The following is a 17127-nucleotide window of genomic DNA, read 5'->3' as shown; positions in this document are numbered from 1 at the left end:
TGACCCCTTGTTGCTTAATTTAATTATGGCAAATGTGCCGTAATTGAATTAAGTGACAGTGTTTTAGTTAAATAAAAAATTATCTTTGCATCTGCTGCAAGGATTTAAATTTTTTATAAAATTGAAAAGAGTTTTAAAGATTACAGGGATAACTTTCGTTACGCTATTCCTACTGTTGTTTGTTGGTCCATATTTGTTTCCGGAGACCATTTCTAAAGAAGTACAAAAAGCAATTAATAAAAATATAAAGGGTGAGGTGAAATTTGAAAGCACTAGTCTTTCCTTTTTTAAGCATTTTCCATCTTTAACACTCAGCTTAAATCAGTTTATGCTGAAAGGAGCTGCACCATTTGAGCAGGATACTTTGTTATATTGTAAAGAGTTATCATTTGGCGTTAATCTGAGTACCATATTTTCATCACAGATCAGGATAGACAAAGTATTTTTAAATGAGTCTGTCATTAACATTAAGGTGGATGAAAAAGGAAATGCGAATTACAATGTTTATGAAAGCACTGGTAAAACGACTGCTAAGCAGGATACAGGTAGCACAGCCATAAAAATTGAAAGCATATTTATCAATAAAAGCAAGCTTACCTATCAGGATCAATCCGTACCGATGCTGATCAGTGCCAATGGATTAAACTATTCAGGAAAAGGAGATTTGAGTAAAGCTATTTTTGATCTGACGAGCCAGGCCCAAATTGAATCATTGGATGTTTATTATAATCATGAGCCTTATTTGCTGAATAAAAAGATAAATGCCCGATTGGTAACTAAGGTTAATACCAATTCGTTAGACTTGATGTTTGATGAAAATGATTTGAAAATCAACTCATTGCCCATTCATTTTGTTGGACGTTTTTCTTTTATAGAAGACGGTTATGATATTAACTTTAGGACGAAAGCTAAAGAAACTGATCTGCATAATATTTTTACGGTTATGCCTCCAGCTATTGCCGAGCGCCTGGAACGGACAAATATGAAAGGTTATGCTGAGATAAAGGCTTCTTTAATAGGGAAATATCTGGCTGCTAAGAAGATCATGCCTACCTTATCTTTTAATTTAAAAATACGTGATGGTGAAATCGCTAATCCAAAGGCACCTGAACCTATTAGTAAACTATATTTAAATCTTCAAACGAAGTTGCCATCTTTAAATACGGATAGTTTATACATCAATATGGATAGTCTTTACTTCAATATAGGGAAGGATTATTTGGGGGCTACCGTAAATTTAAGAGGACTAAAAACGCCGGAAGTATATGTACAAAGTCGCGCAAATATAGATTTAGAGAAATGGGCTAAGATTTTTGAGCTGGATCAGCTAAAGGGGCGGTTCGCTATGGATTTTCATGCTGAAGGAACCTATACTAAAAAGGTAGTACATAGTGGACTTAGAAAAGTCGACACAGTAATTGCGACTATACCTAAGTTTAAGCTGGTGAGTTCATTAAAAGACGGTTATTTCAAGCATGCTTTAGTGGCCTCGCCTATAGATAAGATCAGTTTTAACATCAATGGTACAAATACAGATGGTGATTATAAGCATACAGAGCTCGAACTTACCAACCTGAATATACAGGCATTATCTAACTACATCCGGGGATTTGCGAAGTTGCGGACTTCCGGTAATACACCAATTGATGTAGAACTAAATGGTTTGCTGAATTTTGCTGAGATCAAGGAGTTTTATCCTTTAAAGGATCTTGAGTTGAGTGGTAAGCTAAATCTGAATGTGAAGAGCAAGGGTGGATATAACAAAGCGAAAAAGAAGTTCCCTGTAACAGAAGCTGCCATTTTATTAAATAATGGCCGAATTAAAACAGCACATTTTGACCAGGCATTGGAAAAGATCTCTGTTGATGGAATACTAACCAACAGAGACGGTACTTTAAAGAATACAATTATGAACATTAAGCCTGTTTCTTTTGAAATGGGTGGACAGCCATTTGAGTTGAAGGCAGCAGTACAGAATCTGGAAAATGTAAAGTATAAAATTACTTCAAAAGGAAGTATTGATATCGGTAAAATGTATCGTCTATTTGCTGTAAAGGGCTATGATGTGAAGGGCTCTATATTTACGGATGTATCTTTTAGTGGGTTGCAAAGTGATGCTACCGCGGGTAGATATCATAAGCTGGACAATAAGGGTAAGGTGATTGTTAAAGAAATGACGTTTAATTCAGATCTTTTTCCGAAATCGTTTCTGGTAAACAAAGGCGTATTCTCATTTAACCAGGATAAGATGAAGTTTGAGCAATTTAAAGGAAGCTATGGTAAGTCTGATTTCAGTATGGAAGGTTTTCTGGGTAATGTGGTTAACTATGTACTTTCGGATAAATCAAAGTTGACTGGTAATTTTAATCTGAAAAGCGGGAAGCTATTTGCTGACGAATTTATGGCTTACCATGATGGAGGTAGTACAGCAACTAAAGGAAGTGCTGCAACGGGTGTAATCATCATCCCTGATAATTTAAATGTTTCTGTAACTGCAAATGCAGGTTCGGTATATTATAATGGATTGGAAGTCAAGAATGCCACAGGAAGTTTGGTGTTGAACAATGGTACACTGAACTTAAACCAAGCTGCATTTAATTTGGTTGATGCAGCCGTAACTATGGATGCTAAGTATAAAAGCTTAACTCCTATGTCGGCCAGTTTTGATTATCGTGTGCTTGCTAAGGAGTTTGACATTGCAAAGGCTTATAAGGAAATTAAACTGTTCCGGGATTTAGCTACTTCAGCATCAAAGGTTAAAGGAGTTGTGGGGTTGGATTATCAGTTATCCGGTAAGTTAGATGCCAATATGATGCCTGTTTATCCTTCTTTAAAAGGTGGAGGTGTTCTTTCTGTTAAGAAGGTTAGCTTAATGGGCTTTAAATTCATGAATGCGGTTAGTCAAGCTACTAAAAGAGATAGTTTAAGTAATCAAGATGTTTCGGAGGTACAGATTAAGAGTACGATAGCGAATAACATCATTAACATCGAAAGATTTAAAATGCGTGTTGCAGGTTTTAGACCACGTTTTGAAGGTCAGGTAAGTTTTGATGGACGTTTAAATATGAGTGGCAGGTTAGGATTGCCGCCATTTGGATTGTTTGGCATTCCATTGAGTATTACAGGAACGCAGGACAAACCTAAAGTTGCATTAAAACGCAATAAAGAGGGTAAGCTGGAAGAGACTGCAGCAGAATAAAGGTTTTAGTGTTTCTACGAAGCATCATGATAGACGGTCAGGAAAAAAAGCAGATTAAACTGGATAAGAAAACAGCTTTGGCAAAAGCCGAGCATTATTGTGCTTACCAGGAGCGTGCGCAGCAGGAGATTCGAGACAAGTTATATGAGTGGGGATTATGGTCTGATGATGTTGAAGAATTGATCTCGGAACTTATACAAACCAATTTTCTAAACGAAGAGCGCTTTACGGATGCTTATGTTTCGGGTAAGTTTAAGATAAAGGGTTGGGGAAAGATTAAAATAAAGCAGGGCTTAAAACTAAAAAGGATACCAGATAAAATGATTTTGCGTGCATTGAACGCAATTGATTACGATGATTATTTAAATACTATTTTGGTCACTGCACAGAAAAAAGCTCCATTAATTAAGGAAAAAGATGTTTTTAAACGGAAGTATAAATTGATTAGTTATCTAATGAGCAAAGGATTTGAAAGAGATTTAATAATTGAGGTATTGAAGGCCAGTGAGTTAGTTTAGGAGCCGTTTTTTTTATTAAAAATTACTTGGAGGTAAAATAAAAGTCTTTATATTTGCAATCCCAAACGGAAACAAGGTAAGTAATTATCTAAATCTAAAAGGGAAGATATCGGATGATATCAAGCAAATGCGAAAGTAGCTCAGTTGGTAGAGCACGACCTTGCCAAGGTCGGGGTCGCGAGTTCGAATCTCGTCTTTCGCTCTAAATATCTTCAGTACCAGGAAGGTGTTTAAAAAATTAATCTTATCAATGTTTTTGATAACGATTATGCTCAGATGGTGGAACTGGTAGACACGCAGGACTTAAAATCCTGTGACCTTAAAAGTCGTGCGGGTTCGATTCCCGCTCTGAGTACAAAAGACTACATGATGTAGCAAAACAATACCAATGCGAAAGTAGCTCAGTTGGTAGAGCACGACCTTGCCAAGGTCGGGGTCGCGAGTTCGAATCTCGTCTTTCGCTCTAAAGCCTTCTTCAAAGAAGGCTTTTATTTTAAATGCTAAATCCCAGGGATATGGGGTATGCTCAGATGGTGGAACTGGTAGACACGCAGGACTTAAAATCCTGTGACCTTAAAAGTCGTGCGGGTTCGATTCCCGCTCTGAGTACAAGAGTCAAATCGAAACATATAAAACCCTGCAATCTAACGATTAGCAGGGTTTTTATTTTTAGGGGAAATGTGACTAAGTTCTTTTTTACTATGTTTTTCACGGATCAAGCAAAAAAGTTGGGGAGGGATTAGGCATATATTTTTGATAACCTGAATAGGAAAAATTTGACATTTCTTACCCCTCTAAATTGCGTTCTAAAAGCTTTAATCTTCGCATTAAAAGATTCTGCGGAGGCATTAGTGGATCTGTTATCAAAGTAGTTTAATATTGTTTCATAATTGTTCTGAACGGTTCTTGATATGGTATTGAAGGATTTATAACCCATTTTTTCTATCTTGTTATACCATAAGGCTAACTTTTTAAAGGCAATCATTTTAGTTTTTGAATGGCTGAGTATTGAAGACAGTTCCTGGGAGACTTTATACGCTTGCTGCAAATCTGGGTATAGCTTAAATAACAGTTCTGCCCTGTGATTTTGTGAAGGAGTCCAGTTTACTTCTTTTTTAAATAACAAATACCTACTTCTAGCCAGTAACTGTTTTATCGTATCTCCATTTTCCAGAAGTTCGGGAATCCAAGGCTTCTTTACTTCTCTGGCTAGATCCATTTCTTTGTTTTCCTGTTCTATAGCATCCCATCTATGTTTAATCCTGATTTCCTGGACACCTTCATTAGCCAATTGCTGTACATGGAACCTATCTGAAACAAGCTTTGCTTTTGGAAAACTCCTTTTTACTATTCTGGTCATTGTCGGAGCCAGATCAAGGGTTACTTCTTTTACTTGTTTCCTTACCTGCTCCTTCATTCTGTGAAGAACCTTTATGATCGACTCGCTTTCAGTACCCTTTACAATTGCTACCAAAGCACCTTTCTTCCCTTTTGCCCCTTTATTAGTCAGTATTGTATAGAGCTCTCCTTGTGAAAGGCTAGTTTCATCAATTGATAAATATTCCCCCATATTATTAGCAAAAAGCAGCCAATTCTCAGAGTGTTCCGCCTGATCCCAGCTGCTAAAATCACTTAAATGGCGGGCATATTGCTCTTCCAGACGCTTTCCGTCAACACCAAAGAAATGGCCAAGACTTTTACAGCTTATTGGGGTGGAATCCAAATAGTCTTTCAAAAAAAAAGGCAAACTCTTGAGTCATCTTTGTGCCTTCGGCAACTAATTGCCAATCCCGGGAAACGATCTTACTTGTTCGGGTGTTGAGCCATTTCCGACGCTTAAGGTTTAAAAAACAAGGTTTGCCACGCAAAGGAAAGTCTCGAACGGAAGCCTCATCGTAGAATCCTTTAGATAAAAGATGATCTCCAGAAAACTCTTGTGGATGAATGTTCTTTTCTATCAAATAAATATAGGTTGAACCGTCAATTGTAGCAGCTCGGTCGAATTCAAAATAGTCGCTAAGACCTTCTGGTAGTATTAATGAAAGCAGGGTAGAATCCAATATAATTGCTGTTTAATGCAAATCTAAACAAAATTAATCCCTCCCCAACTTTTTTGCTTGATCCAGTACTATCCGGGTGGTAAAAGGGCTGAGAAAAATCTAAAAAAATTATTCCATACTGATTTTCAAAAAAGAAAGCTTGCTCGTGATTTTTCAGTTTTCATATTTTCGAGCTTCTGTTTTGGATTTTCTACCTAAATGATTGGGATTTTAATCGCTGATGAGTATAGAAAGTCGTAATTTGGATTTGTGTAAATTGGAAAATAGGTTTACGATAACATTCATTTTACTTATTTATGATGAAAAGAAATAGATATTCGATATTAGTGATTACACTGTTATTTATACTTTTTCAAGTGGAATCGCAAGCCCAATCTAATAAGTTTATCATCAAAGGGTTGGTAGATACAGTCGCCAATGCAACTTATTTTGTTACTTATAAACACAATGGAACTTTAATACGTGACACTATCTCTTTGGATTCGCGAAGCAAATTTAAATATGTAGGAACAATAACTGAACCGACCATCTTTAGTTTGAATATTAAAAATACAATTAATCCACTACTTATTGGCGACCGAGACATTTACACTTTTTGGGTCGAACCCGGAAAGACCATCTCCTTTGAAGGGAAAACAGGCTGGTTAGTTCAAGGAGCAAGAGGTTTAGTTACCAGCCCTAAAAAATTTCATCTCGAAAATTCAGAAATGGAAGTCACTGAAAGCAATTATAAAAAGGACTATCTGGCGGCATCCAGTGCATGGGAGAACCGTATGGGACAGTCACTTACTGAGAAAGAGAGAATGCATCTGGCGGACAGCGTTAGAACTGATTTCATTCATCGACATCCGGATAATTATTATTCCCTGTATTTGCTCAGTAATATGCTAAGCTTTCCAAAGCCTGATTATGCATTAATTGAAAAAATGCTAAAGAAGCTCTCGCGTAAAGTAACGAGTACCTATTTGAGAAAAGAAACTGATGAACGCATCAGCGTAGCTAAGTTCATTGGTAAAGTAATGCCTGATTTTGTACAGGCTGATACCCTGTCAAGACCAGTGAAATTATCTAGCTTTAGAGGTAAGTATGTATTAGTTGATTTTTGGGCAAGCTGGTGTGGCCCTTGCAGAAATGAGAATCCATATTTGGTAGAAGCTTATAAAAAATATGCATCACAGGGTTTTAATATCCTAAGTGTTTCTCTAGATAAGTCTAAAGAGGATTGGCTGAAAGCAATCCACAAAGATCAATTGAGCTGGACTCATGTTTCGGATCTGAAAGAATGGGATAATGCAGTAGCCAAACTTTTTTTTATCCATGCTATTCCTGATAATTTCCTACTGGATCCTAATGGTGTAATCATTGCCAGAAATCTGAGGGGCAAGGAGCTTTTACAAAAACTAAAAAACATATTCAATGATTAGCGCGTTTTATAATCACCTGTAAACCTTACATTTCTCTGTTTATACTCTTTTGTATAAACAATCAAAAGGGGGTATCTTTGTGTTATATTCTAGTGTTTCAAAAAATAACTGAGGATGAAAGAGAAACAAGATCCCCTGGAGCAAGCCGTATCGAATGATTATAAATACGGATTTGTGACAGATATAGATACCGATGCGATTCCTAAAGGCCTTAATGAGGATGTGATCCGACTAATTTCCCATAAAAAGAATGAACCGGAATGGATGCTCGAATGGCGACTTAAGGCCTATGCTTATTGGTTAAAAATAGAAGAGCCTGATTGGGCCAATGTTAAATATCCGGCAATCGATTATCAAGATATCATTTATTATGCTGCCCCAAAGCCGAAAAAGCAATTAAATAGTTTGGATGAAGTAGATCCAGAGCTGTTAAGCACCTTCGAAAAGCTGGGTATTTCTTTAAGTGAGCAAAAGCGCTTAAGTGGTGTAGCTGTAGATGTGGTGATGGATAGCGTTTCTATCGCTACCTCCTTTAAAGAGCAGTTGGCTGAAATAGGTGTTATCTTTTGTTCCATTAGTGAGGCGATACAGCTGCATCCGGAGCTGGTAAAAAAGCACCTTGGATCGGTGGTACCCATGACTGATAATTATTTTGCTGCTTTAAATTCAGCTGTATTTACCGATGGATCTTTTTGCTATATTCCTAAAGGAGTACGCTGTCCAATGGAGTTATCCACCTATTTCCGCATCAATACAGAAAATGCAGGTCAGTTTGAACGTACTTTAATTGTAGCGGAAGATGAAAGCTATGTGAGTTATCTCGAAGGCTGTACAGCGCCAATGCGCGATGAAAATCAGTTGCATGCGGCTGTTGTGGAATTGATAGCTATGGAGAAGGCTGAAATTAAATATTCAACAGTTCAGAACTGGTATCCGGGCGACAAAGAAGGAAAAGGCGGTATTTATAATTTTGTAACCAAAAGAGGGATATGTAAAGGAAACTATTCAAAAATCTCCTGGACACAAGTAGAAACGGGGTCGGCCATCACCTGGAAATACCCAAGTGTAATTTTAAAGGGCGATCATTCTATTGGGGAGTTTTATTCAGTAGCCTTTACAAACAATCACCAGCAAGCTGATACAGGTACTAAGATGACGCATCTGGGAAAAAATACCAGAAGTAGAATTGTAGCTAAAGGGATTTCTGCAGGGCATAGTCAGAATAGTTATCGAGGTTTGGTGAGGGCTAGTAAGCAGGCACTTAATGCTCGTAATTATTCGCAATGCGACTCTTTACTGTTAGGCGATAAATGTGGAGCACATACTTTCCCTTATATAGAAGTAAAAAACAAAACTGCAATTGTAGAACATGAAGCTACAACCTCAAAAATAGGAGAAGATCAACTGTTTTATTGCAGACAAAGAGGTATTGATCCTGAAGCTGCTGTGGCATTGATTGTAAATGGATTTGCTAAAGAAGTTATGAACCAGCTGCCTATGGAGTTTGCTATAGAAGCACAAAAACTGCTTACCATTAGCATGGAAGGTAGTGTAGGCTAAATAAAAATTATAAGAATATGTTGTCAATTAAAAATATACACGCAAACGTAGAAGGTAAGGAAATATTAAAGGGGATTAACCTGGAAATAAAAGCCGGAGAAGTACATGCGATTATGGGGCCAAATGGCTCTGGTAAAAGTACACTCGCTTCTGTTTTGGCTGGTAGAGAGCAATATGAGGTGACAGAGGGTGAGGTAAGCTTTTTAGATAAAAATTTACTGGAACTTACGCCTGAAGATAGGGCTCGTGAAGGATTATTTCTTGCGTTTCAATATCCTGTTGAAATACCAGGAGTAAGCACCACTAATTTTATTAAAGCTGCGGTAAATGAAAAACGAAAATATCATGGACTGGAACCATTTGATTCAGTTTCTTTTTTAAAGATCATGAAAGAGAAAATGAAGCTGGTAGAAATTGATCAGTCGTTATTGAGCCGTTCTATCAACGAAGGCTTTTCTGGTGGTGAAAAGAAACGGAACGAGATTTTTCAGATGGCCATGCTTGAGCCTAAGTTAGCTATCCTTGATGAAACGGATTCAGGTCTGGATATTGATGCCCTTCGTATTGTAGCCAAGGGTATCAATAAATTGCATAGTCCGGAAAGAGCGGCATTGGTGATTACCCATTATCAGCGTTTACTGGATTATATTCAACCTGATTTTGTTCATGTATTGTACAATGGCCGAATCGTGAAATCTGGCACCAAGGAACTGGCGCTAGAACTGGAAGAAAAGGGCTACGATTTTATTACTGAAGGAGTTGATTTAAATGCGTAATAGCAAGTCTAAAGCATTATACAATGATTGATTTAACTTATTTAAACGACCGGTTTGAACACTTACAGCAAGCAAGTGCTGATGATGGCATTGCTGCGGTTAGAAAAAATAGCTTCGACAGCTTTAATAAAACCGGTTTGCCCACTTTTCGTACCGAAGATTGGAAATATACAAGCATCAGCAATCTGTTTGATGAAACTTATGCGCCAGCCGGGCATACGCTTACACTAGCCGATCTGGATGCTTTACGCATGCCGGGACATCATAAAGCCAATGAATTGGTGTTTGTAAATGGCCGTTTTGATGCTGCACTTTCCAGCATCCTTTCTACAGATGAGGAGATGACTGTTTTACCGTTAAAAGATGCGGCAAAAGGTAAATACAAAGATTTGGTGGCTCGCTATTTAAACAAAAGCAGCGAATACATGAAAGATGGGGTTCATGCCCTGAATGGAGCTTTTATTGAGGAAGGTGTCTTTGTACACATCCACAACGGTAAAACACCTCAGCATCAGTTGTATGTATATCATATCTTAGATGGCAGGAATCATCCTATAATGGCGCAGCCACGGGGCTTAATTCATGTTGATGAAAATAGTAAGTTACAGTTGACTGAGACCTATACAACCCTGGGATCATCCGATAGTTTTTGCAATGGCGTTTTAGAGGTTGTTGTTGAGCAAAATGCTTATGTTGAGTATTATAAAATACAAAATGATGTAAGCAATGCCAGTCAGGTAAGCACTACTCATATTACACAGATTGGACGCAGTTACGTCCATACAGTAACCATAACATTAAATGGAGGTGTTGTGCGTAACAACATGAACCTGGTGCTTGATGCTGCGGGTAACGAAACACATTTGTATGGACTTTACCTGTTAAAAGGTAAGACCCATGCTGATAACCATACGATGATAGACAATAAACAACCAAATTGTTTTAGTAATCAATTGTATAAGGGTATTGCTGATGATTTTTCGACTGCTGTATTTAATGGTAAAATTACGGTGCAGCCCGATGCCCAGAAGACGAATTCATTTCAATCCAATAAGAACATCCTGTTATCAGATAACGCAACGATAAATACCAAACCACAGCTTGAAATCTTTGCAGATGATGTGAAATGTTCACATGGTTGTACTGTAGGTCAGCTTGATGAGGAAGCATTATTTTATTTAAGGGCCAGGGGGATTCCTAAGGAGAAAGCTGAAGTATTGTTATTGCAAGCTTACGCGGCAGATATCCTGATTCATATAAAGCCTATGGCGATACGTGCTTATGTAGAAAAACTGATTTACGAACACTTATCTATTGTATGACATGAGGATAGCAGAATTAAGAAAGCAGTTTCCCATTTTGGCCAGAATGGTAAAAGGTAAACCACTGGTTTACTTTGATAATGCGGCGACTTCGCAAAAACCACAAAGTGTGATTGATGCATTGAGCCATTATTATTCGCACTATAATGCCAATATACACCGGGGTATTCATACATTGGCAGAAGAAGCTACATTAGCCTATGAAACTACACGTTTTGCTGTACAAGAATTTATAGGGGCAGCCTCTGCTGAAGAAATCATTTTTACCAGGGGAACTACAGAGTCCATCAACCTGGTGGCTTATACCTGGGGTAGACAAAATATTAATGAAGGTGATGAAATCATCATTTCGGGGATGGAGCATCATTCCAATATTGTACCCTGGCAAATCCTCTGCGAAGAAAAAAAGGCTGTTTTAAAAGTAATTCCTGTAAAAGATAACGGGGAGCTTGCCATGGGTGTTTATGAGGAATTGTTAAGTAGCAAGACCAAACTGGTGTCCATTGTACAGGTGTCTAATTCTTTGGGTACAGTAAACCCAGTTAAGGAAATGATTGCAGCAGCGCATCTTGTCGGCGCTAAAGTATTGGTGGATGGGGCGCAATCTGCTGTCCATCTTGATATAGATGTGCAGGATATGGATTGCGATTTTTTTGCCTTTTCAGGCCATAAAGTGTATGGACCAACAGGTGTAGGTGCTTTGTATGGCAAAAAGGAGCTGCTGGAAAGTATGCCTGTTTTTCAAGGCGGCGGAGAAATGATTAAAGAGGTCACCTTTGAGAAGACCACATATAATGACCTGCCTTATAAATATGAGGCTGGTACTCCGAATATTGCGGACACCATTGCCTTAAAAACAGCTTTAGACTTTATTAAGGGTGTCGGGAAAGATCAGATCAGAAAGCACGAAGCAGATCTGCTTGCTTATGCAACGGCACAGTTAGCGGCTATTCCCGGGCTTGAAATTATCGGAAATGCCCCTCATAAAGTAAGTCTGGTTTCTTTTGTGATTGAAGGGGTGCATCCACAGGATATTGGTGTATTGCTTGATCATATGGGGATAGCAGTTAGAACAGGTCATCATTGTACACAGCCGCTAATGAAACGTTTTGGTATTCCCGGTACAGTAAGAGCCTCCTTTGCATTATATAATCGGAAAGAGGAAATAGATGTGCTGGTTGCCGGTATACATAAGGCTTTAAAAATGTTATTGTAATGGAAGTGAAGTCAATTGCTGAAATTGAAAAGGAAATTGTAGACGATTTTGCCTTGTTTGATAACTGGGAGGATAAGTACGAATACATCATTGATCTGGGTAAAAAATTAGACCTACTTGACGATAAATATAAGATCGAAGAAAACAAAATTAAAGGGTGTCAGTCTACCGTTTGGCTTGCTGCTTCATATCAGGATGGTGCGGTGATTTTTAAAGCTGATAGTGATGCTATTATTGTTAAAGGTTTAATCAGTATGCTGATCAAAGTGTTGTCTGGACATAGTCCTGAAGATATATTGGAGGCCAAAATGGATTTCATTGCTGAAATAGGGATGATGACACATCTGGCACAGACACGTTCTAATGGCCTGCTGGCTATGATTAAACAGATAAAAAATTATGCGCTTGCCTATAAAATGATGCAGGACACTAATAAATAACAGATCATGGATAAGGAAGAATTAAAACAGAAAGTTATTGATTGTTTGCAGACCATATATGATCCGGAAATACCAGTCAGCATATATGAACTTGGCTTAATCTACGAAACGGAGATCATGGGCCCATTAAATAATGTACAAATTGTGATGACACTTACTGCACCCGGTTGTCCTGCGGCCCAAATTATCCCTCAGGAGGTAGAACAGAAAGTGAAAGAGATTGAAGGGGTTAATGAGGTTACTGTTACCGTAACCTGGGATCCGCCATGGAACAGGGACATGATGTCAGAAACTGCCCGGCTAGAATTAGGGATGATGTAATTAAAGATTTAAAGAAAATGAAGATTACTGCACAAGAGGAATATGGGCTAAGGATTTTACTTCGTATTGCAAGACATGATCAAAAGGAGGGGATTAGTATTCCTGCTATAAGTGAATGGGAGGGGATATCTCCGGCCTATGTGGCCAAGCTTACACGTACTTTGCGTATTGCCGGTTATATCAATAGTACTCCGGGTTATAAAGGCGGTTATGTATTGGCTCGTCCTGCCGCTGAAGTTAACATTAATCAGGTAATGAAAGTTTTGGGGGGTGCATTGTTTAGCAAGAAATTTTGTGAAGATTACCCAGGCGCATTAAAGCTATGTACAAATTCTGTCGATTGCTCTATACGATCTCTATGGCAAATGATTCAGCTTACAGTTGATCAGCTGTTGGATAAGGTTACTTTACAGGATTTGATTAGTCCGGAGCAGGAATCTAGCGTCTTGCTTGAGTCTATTTTACATCAGCATGCTTCGTAAATTATGGGCAGAATATGGTGTAAAAAAAAAAGGCGCCCTGACGATTAAATCAGGACACCATTAACGCTCTCAATGTAAATTTAAGTAACACAATTTAAATGGGCCAACTTTTTACCCCGTTTTTTTTGTTCCTTTTGTTCAGAATGAATTGCAACTGAGCTAAAAGTATTACAGCATTATTAGAATGGCCTTTTTCCTGTCAAAAAATGAACAACAATTATTTTTATATTATAAATTAAACAGCGCTGGGCCATAAAAATTATAAAAAGTATGAAGTACTGTAGCATAAGTTTAATTTTGTCGGATGAGTAATTCCCTTTATACAATTAATCATATTGCAGAGATACTGAACATTGCATCTTTTAAAAAAGCACAGGATTCGGTAATCAGGAAACTGGTAATTGACAGCAGGACGGTGATAGATCCGGATGGCTCCTTATTTTTTGCTTTGAGTGGTAAAAGAGATGGTCATAAATACCTGGTTGATGCTTATGCCAATGGCATTCGTAGTTTTGTAATCAGTGATGCCAAATATGCTGCGCTGTATCCGGATGCAAATATTTTGTTGGTCAAAGATGTGTTGCTTGCCTTGCAAACGCTTGCGAAATACAATCGTAAACAATATGATTTAGAGGTGCTGGGGATAACAGGCAGTAACGGTAAAACCATTGTTAAAGAATGGTTATACCAGTTGCTGGCTGCCGATTTCAATATTATAAGAAGTCCAAAGAGTTTTAACTCTCAGATCGGTGTGCCACTTTCAGTCTGGGAAATAGGTGTTGATCATACCTTGGGTATTTTTGAGGCTGGAATATCAAAGCGTAATGAAATGGATACGCTTGCAGAGATCATACAGCCCACAATAGGTATTCTGACAAATATCGGCGAAGCACATGCCGAAGGTTTCTCTTCACAAAGCGAAAAACTGCATGAGAAACTTAAATTGTTTAAGGACACAGCATTGTTTATTTATGCTCCTGAATATACGGACGGCATTCATAAAAATGATTTACCCGGACAGCAACAATTTTCCTGGAGCTTTAAAGAGAAGGCAGATCTGCAAATATTATTTATTGAACCCATTGATGGGCGAAATTACATTAGGGCAAAGTTTAAAGGAAATGAAATAGAATGTTTGATCCCATTTAGTGATAGAGCCTCTGTCGAAAATGGCATCATTTGCTGGGCAATCTTACTGGCGCTTGGCTATACACCTGAGGAAGCAGATGGACGTCTGGAAAAATTAAGCAGGGTAAGTATGCGGTTGGAATTGAAAAATGGCATTAATAATTGTTCTATAATAGATGATTCTTATAGTGCGGACATTTCATCCCTTGCCATTGCCCTGGACTTTTTAAATATTCAGAATCAACATCCTAAAAGAACCCTGGTCTTATCTGATATTTCCGAAACGGGTAAAAATAATGAAGTCCTTTACACCGAAATTGCTGCACTTTTAAAGCAAAAGGATGTAGATCGGTTAATTGGTATCGGGCCACATATTACAGCATCAGCTGCTTTATTTGATATTGAAACAACTTTTTTCGAAAATACACAAGGGTTTATAGAAAGCTTTCCCGCTATGCATTTTAGCAATGAAACCATTTTGGTAAAAGGAGCAAGGAAGTTTGAGTTTGAACGAATCAGTAAGTTGATTGCCCAAAAAGTACATGACACGGTGATGGAAATAGACCTGAATGCACTGGCAGGTAACTTGCAGTTTTATCGCAGTAAGCTGGAACCAGGCGTTAAGGTAATGGCTATGGTTAAGGCCTTTTCTTATGGCAGTGGGAGTTTCGAAATTGCAAATTTGCTGCAATATCATAAAGTAGATTATCTGGCTGTTGCATATACTGATGAGGGGATCTCATTGAGAAAAGCAGGGATAAAAATGCCAATCATGGTCATGAGCCCTGAACCTTCGGCCTTTGATGCAATTGTTCGTTTTAAGCTCGAACCAGAATTGTATAATTTAGAGATCCTAAAAAGTTTCATCAGTTTCCTACCTGAGTTTGATTATCCCGTTCATTTAAAAATTGATACAGGAATGCATCGTCTTGGTTTTGAAGAGCCGGATTTGCCAGAACTTTTAAAAATATTAAGTGAAACTAAAAAGGTAAAAGTAGCGTCTGTGTTTTCACACCTGGTGGGAAGTGAAGAGGAGACACATGATGAGTTTACCAGGCACCAGATTGCATTGTTTAAGTCTGTTGTTAATGTGATCGACAATGCGCTTGGTTATAAGTTTATTAAACACATTTCCAATACTTCCGGGATTTCGCGCCATCCTGATGTGCAGATGGATATGGTTAGAATCGGAATTGGCCTGTATGGTTTTGATGGAGGATTAAAAAACAATAAGGGTTTGCAGACAGTGGCTGTGCTAAAAACAACGATTACTCAAATTAAGCATATTAAACCTAATGAAACGGTAGGCTATGGTCGTAGGGGACTGTTACCTGAGGGTGGTACAATTGCTACTGTAAAAATTGGTTATGCTGATGGCTATAGCCGCGCATTTGGCAATGGCGTAGGTAGTATGCTGATTAAAGGAAAGTTGGTCCCAACTGTCGGAGTAATCTGTATGGATATGTGTATGTTGAATGTAACAGGGCTGGATGTGAAAACAGGAGATGAGGTGATTGTATTTAATGATCAGTTAACTATTGCCAGATTGGCTGAGCAAATCGGGACAATTCCTTATGAGATATTGACCAATGTTTCTCAGCGGGTGAAACGTGTGTATTTTTACGAATAGACTTGTTGCACGTGTTTTTAAAGTTTTTATCTAAGTTTGCATTATGAATAGAATTGGCAGGGCGCTACTGAATTATCTGATTAAAGGATTGTTAATTGTACTCCCTATAGCATTAAGTATTTTTATTGTAATCTGGGCTGTAACGACGATAGATAGCTGGTTAAATGTAAATAATATCCTGGGTGTTGACCCTAACACAGGAGCAAGCAGAAATATACCTGGCCTGGGGCTTGCGCTTGTCGTTTCATTAATATTGTTGGCGGGTATTTTTGTAACGTATTTCGTTACCGAGCCTATGTATAACTGGTTTCAACGTCTACTGGATAAGATACCTCTTTTAAAGTTTATTTACTCCTCCATAAAAGATCTTACGGAGGCTTTTGTAGGAGATGAAAAGAAGTTTAATAATCCGGTTTTGGTAGAAGTAGAAGGCGATTTAAAGCGAATTGGTTTTCTTACGCAAAGTGATTTGAAATCTATTAATCTGCCGGGAGAATCGATTGTATACTTTCCGTTTTCTTATTCGTTTGCCGGGCAAGTGTACATCGTGAAACATGAAAAAATAAAACCATTAAATATGAGTGCTGCTGATGCCATGAAATTGGTGGTGTCTGGTGGTGTTAGCCATTTTGGGTAAAAGAAAAAGGATATGATTAAAATTTATCACAATAACAGATGTAGTAAAAGCAGGTGTGCTTTGGCAATTTTAGAAGAAAGTGGTGAGGAGTTTGAAATTGTAAACTACCTGGAAACCGCACCAACTGCAGAGGAGTTACGTTCTATTATTAGTAAGCTTGGCATTAGAGCACATGAGTTGGTTCGTAAAACAGAACCGATTTATAAAGAGAAATATAAGGGGAAAGCGCTTTCTGATGAAGAATGGATTGCTGCAATGGTCATAAATCCTATCTTAATAGAACGGCCAATATTAGTCTCTGGTGATAGGGCTGTAATAGCAAGACCTACTGAAAAAATCAATGAAATTTTAGGATAAATAATAAAAAGATCAAATGTTGGCTTGCAACATTTGATCTTTTTGAATAGTAATATT

Annotated in this window: 15 protein-coding genes and 4 tRNA genes; 17 read left to right on the top strand and 2 right to left on the bottom strand. The window is 38.0% G+C overall.

The features are described from left to right. The first annotated feature begins 121 nt into the window (after window positions 1-121). The 6 genes from P0Y49_15105 (at window position 122) to P0Y49_15080 (ending at window position 4326) form a co-directional block, all read left to right on the top strand. The gene (locus tag P0Y49_15105) at window positions 122-3199 is read left to right on the top strand and encodes an AsmA-like C-terminal region-containing protein (protein ID WEK18119.1); all 3078 of its coding nucleotides are present in this window, start codon (window positions 122-124) and stop codon (window positions 3197-3199) included. Between the two features lie 26 nt (window positions 3200-3225). Next, window positions 3226-3717, top strand: coding sequence for a regulatory protein RecX (locus P0Y49_15100; protein WEK18118.1), 492 nt, complete (start codon window positions 3226-3228; stop codon window positions 3715-3717). Between the two features lie 129 nt (window positions 3718-3846). After that, window positions 3847-3919: transfer RNA gene (locus tag P0Y49_15095), tRNA-Gly, on the top strand. 68 nt (window positions 3920-3987) lie between these two features. Beyond that, window positions 3988-4072: transfer RNA gene (locus P0Y49_15090), tRNA-Leu, on the top strand. A 35-nt stretch (window positions 4073-4107) separates the two neighbouring features. Next, a tRNA-Gly gene (locus P0Y49_15085) sits at window positions 4108-4180 on the top strand. A 61-nt stretch (window positions 4181-4241) separates the two neighbouring features. After that, a tRNA-Leu gene (locus P0Y49_15080) sits at window positions 4242-4326 on the top strand. A 130-nt stretch (window positions 4327-4456) separates the two neighbouring features. Here P0Y49_15080 and P0Y49_15075 read toward each other — a convergent pair. Beyond that, window positions 4457-5452 carry a transposase gene (locus P0Y49_15075; GenBank protein WEK18117.1) on the bottom strand — a complete coding sequence of 332 codons (996 nt, stop codon included), beginning with the start codon at window positions 5450-5452 and terminating at the stop codon, window positions 4457-4459. Beyond that, window positions 5415-5777, bottom strand: a complete 363-nt coding sequence (locus P0Y49_15070) for a hypothetical protein (protein WEK18116.1) — start codon at window positions 5775-5777, stop codon at window positions 5415-5417. The genes P0Y49_15075 and P0Y49_15070 overlap by 38 nt, the downstream gene beginning before the upstream one ends. Before the next feature lie 296 nt (window positions 5778-6073). On the opposite strand from P0Y49_15070, the gene P0Y49_15065 reads away from it, so the two are divergent. The 11 genes from P0Y49_15065 (at window position 6074) to arsC (ending at window position 17070) form a co-directional block, all read left to right on the top strand. Then, window positions 6074-7201 (top strand): TlpA disulfide reductase family protein, encoded by a 1128-nt coding sequence (locus P0Y49_15065; GenBank protein ID WEK18115.1) that lies wholly within the window; start codon window positions 6074-6076, stop codon window positions 7199-7201. Window positions 7202-7315: 114 nt separating this feature from the next. After that, complete coding sequence (gene sufB / locus P0Y49_15060; GenBank protein ID WEK18114.1) at window positions 7316-8761, top strand: Fe-S cluster assembly protein SufB; 1446 nt, start codon at window positions 7316-7318, stop codon at window positions 8759-8761. Window positions 8762-8778: 17 nt separating this feature from the next. Continuing rightward, window positions 8779-9537: a Fe-S cluster assembly ATPase SufC gene (gene sufC / locus P0Y49_15055; protein WEK18113.1), complete on the top strand. Its 759-nt coding sequence runs from the start codon at window positions 8779-8781 to the stop codon at window positions 9535-9537. A 23-nt stretch (window positions 9538-9560) separates the two neighbouring features. Beyond that, a complete protein-coding gene (gene sufD, locus P0Y49_15050) occupies window positions 9561-10859 on the top strand; it encodes a Fe-S cluster assembly protein SufD (GenBank protein WEK18112.1) in 1299 nt (432 codons plus the stop codon). Window position 10860: 1 nt separating this feature from the next. Next, window positions 10861-12075 carry a cysteine desulfurase gene (locus P0Y49_15045; GenBank protein WEK18111.1) on the top strand — a complete coding sequence of 405 codons (1215 nt, stop codon included), beginning with the start codon at window positions 10861-10863 and terminating at the stop codon, window positions 12073-12075. After that, window positions 12075-12515, top strand: coding sequence for a SufE family protein (locus P0Y49_15040; GenBank protein WEK18110.1), 441 nt, complete (start codon window positions 12075-12077; stop codon window positions 12513-12515). Before P0Y49_15045 ends, P0Y49_15040 begins: the two co-directional genes overlap by 1 nt. Before the next feature lie 6 nt (window positions 12516-12521). Next, a complete protein-coding gene (locus P0Y49_15035; protein ID WEK18109.1) occupies window positions 12522-12836 on the top strand; it encodes an iron-sulfur cluster assembly protein in 315 nt (104 codons plus the stop codon). 17 nt (window positions 12837-12853) lie between these two features. Further along, complete coding sequence (locus P0Y49_15030; GenBank protein ID WEK18108.1) at window positions 12854-13318, top strand: Rrf2 family transcriptional regulator; 465 nt, start codon at window positions 12854-12856, stop codon at window positions 13316-13318. Window positions 13319-13622: 304 nt separating this feature from the next. Continuing rightward, entirely contained in the window at window positions 13623-16076 is a 2454-nt protein-coding gene (locus P0Y49_15025) for a bifunctional UDP-N-acetylmuramoyl-tripeptide:D-alanyl-D-alanine ligase/alanine racemase (GenBank protein WEK18107.1), read from the top strand. Window positions 16077-16119: 43 nt separating this feature from the next. Next, window positions 16120-16713: a DUF502 domain-containing protein gene (locus tag P0Y49_15020; GenBank protein WEK18106.1), complete on the top strand. Its 594-nt coding sequence runs from the start codon at window positions 16120-16122 to the stop codon at window positions 16711-16713. 12 nt (window positions 16714-16725) lie between these two features. Next, a complete protein-coding gene (arsC, locus tag P0Y49_15015; protein WEK18105.1) occupies window positions 16726-17070 on the top strand; it encodes an arsenate reductase (glutaredoxin) in 345 nt (114 codons plus the stop codon). Window positions 17071-17127 lie beyond the last annotated feature (57 nt).

It is taken from the genome of Candidatus Pedobacter colombiensis (genome assembly GCA_029202485.1).
Lineage (GTDB): Bacteria > Bacteroidota > Bacteroidia > Sphingobacteriales > Sphingobacteriaceae > Pedobacter > Pedobacter colombiensis.
This window is presented reverse-complemented; position numbering and strand designations above follow the sequence as displayed.